The following is a 1,775-nucleotide window of genomic DNA, read 5'->3' on the forward strand; positions in this document are numbered from 1 at the left end:
TCCATGCATGACCCGCAACTGAACAATCTGTGCATCTTCCGCGTGAAGAAAGAAAGCGCATACGGCAATGACGCCAACCCCGCCGACGGGCTGACCCCCCTGCTCATCGCCTCCGGAGCCGAACCCGAGATCGAGGGCGACGTTGTCGAGCGCAATGTGGTGCAGAGCACGTACACTCCCCGTGGCTCGATCCTGGGGGCGAAACGCCAGCCCTTCAAGTTCTCCATCGAGGCCCATGGAGGGCTCCTGGACGTGGGCGGGAGCGTGCAGCCCCCCGACTACGGGCCGATCCTGGAGGCGTGCGGGATGCAAAAAACCGCCGTCCACCGCATCGCCTGCGAGGCCCAGCCCGAAGGTTTCATCACGGGCGAGACGGTCATCGGCTCGACCTCGGCGGCCACCGGTGTGGTGCAGTGCCTGGACGACTCCGTGCTGGTCCTGCGCGGAGTCGTGGGGGAATTCGAGGAGGGCGAGACTCTCACCGGCTCGACCTCGGCGGCCACGACCGTCGCGGCGGCCGAACCGGTACCCGGGATCGAGTACCGTCCGGTCACGTCGCGGATGTCGGCCCAGTCGTCCGCCCTGGGATACCTGTACCTGGACCATGTCCTCTACCTGCTCAAGGGCTGGCGGGGAACCTTCGAGCTGACGGGCGAGGCGGGCAAACCGTGCATGCTGAATTTCACCGGTACCGCCCTGTGGACCCGTCCGGCGGACGTACCCGACCTGCCCGCCGTGGTGCCTGCGGACATCGTCCCCCCCAGGCTGGAACGCGCTGGGGCCAGGTTGGGCGCTTATGCGCCGGTGTTCAAGGGCGTCACGTTCTCGCTCGGTGGCACCTTGGCTCCGCGCGAAGACGCCAATTCTCCCGAAGGGATCGCCGAATACTACCTGGGAGGGCGCAAGCCGGTCATCCGCATCGACCCCGAGCAGGATAAGCTGGCCAACTGGGATCCGTATGCGCTTTGGGAGCAGCGCACCAAGCTGCCCCTGGGGCTCACCGTGGGACAGGAGCCGGGCAACCGGTTCCGGCTCCACGCCCCGCTGTTCCAGATCGACAAACCTGGTGGCAGTCCGCGCGGCTCCATCCGGGCCTACCAGATAGAAGGAACCTGCACCGGTTCCGGAGACGACGAGTTCCGGCTCACCTACTTCTAACCCGCACATCAGGAGATACCATGTCCGAGCTCACCCCGCCCGCCAAATTCCGCAGTCTGGACGCGACCCAGCTCGAATTCCCGATCCATGACCGCGCCCTCAACCTGGATCACGTGCTCTACTACCGCCTCCCCACCCCCGAAGAATCCGCGAAGTACAAGAGCAGCCAGTTCGTGATCACGCGGAAGTCGGGAGGGCGCAAGGTGTACGCGGCCGACGACATCACTCCCCTCAACTGCGAGTACGGCAAGCTGCTGTGCACCGGATTCAAGAAAGGGACTCTGGGCGTCGGCGTGGGGGAGACCGCACGCCTCATCTCCAGTGACCCCCAGGACCCGGACTACCACCCGCAATGGAAATGCCTCATCGGCCGGGCTCTGCCGTCGGCGTTCGCCCTGCTGGGCGGGGCAGCGATGAACCCGGCTGCCCCGATGTCCGACTCGGACACCGAAGAGGTCAGCTTGGACGAGATCGCCGCGCACCACGGTTACGAAAACCTGGAAGCCTTCCTGTCGTCCGGCTCCGTACCCGTCGTGGAGGGCGACCCCGAGGCCCCTTTGCGGAGCAACTCCGGCTCCTGAGCCGGAGGTGCTCCGAAACGGAACGCGAGGCGTGCG

2 protein-coding genes are annotated in these 1,775 nt (G+C 66.1%); both read left to right on the forward strand.

The window, feature by feature from the left end:
- The coding region (locus Q1K49_RS04725) for a hypothetical protein (protein WP_300523385.1) at positions 1 to 1,158 on the forward strand (1,158 nt) is incomplete at its 5' end.
- A gap of 20 nt (positions 1,159 to 1,178) precedes the next feature.
- A complete protein-coding gene (locus Q1K49_RS04730; protein ID WP_300523388.1) occupies positions 1,179 to 1,739 on the forward strand; it encodes a hypothetical protein in 561 nt (186 codons plus the stop codon).
- Positions 1,740 to 1,775 lie beyond the last annotated feature (36 nt).

Source organism: Aminiphilus sp. (assembly GCF_029975095.1).
Lineage (GTDB): Bacteria > Synergistota > Synergistia > Synergistales > Aminiphilaceae > Aminiphilus.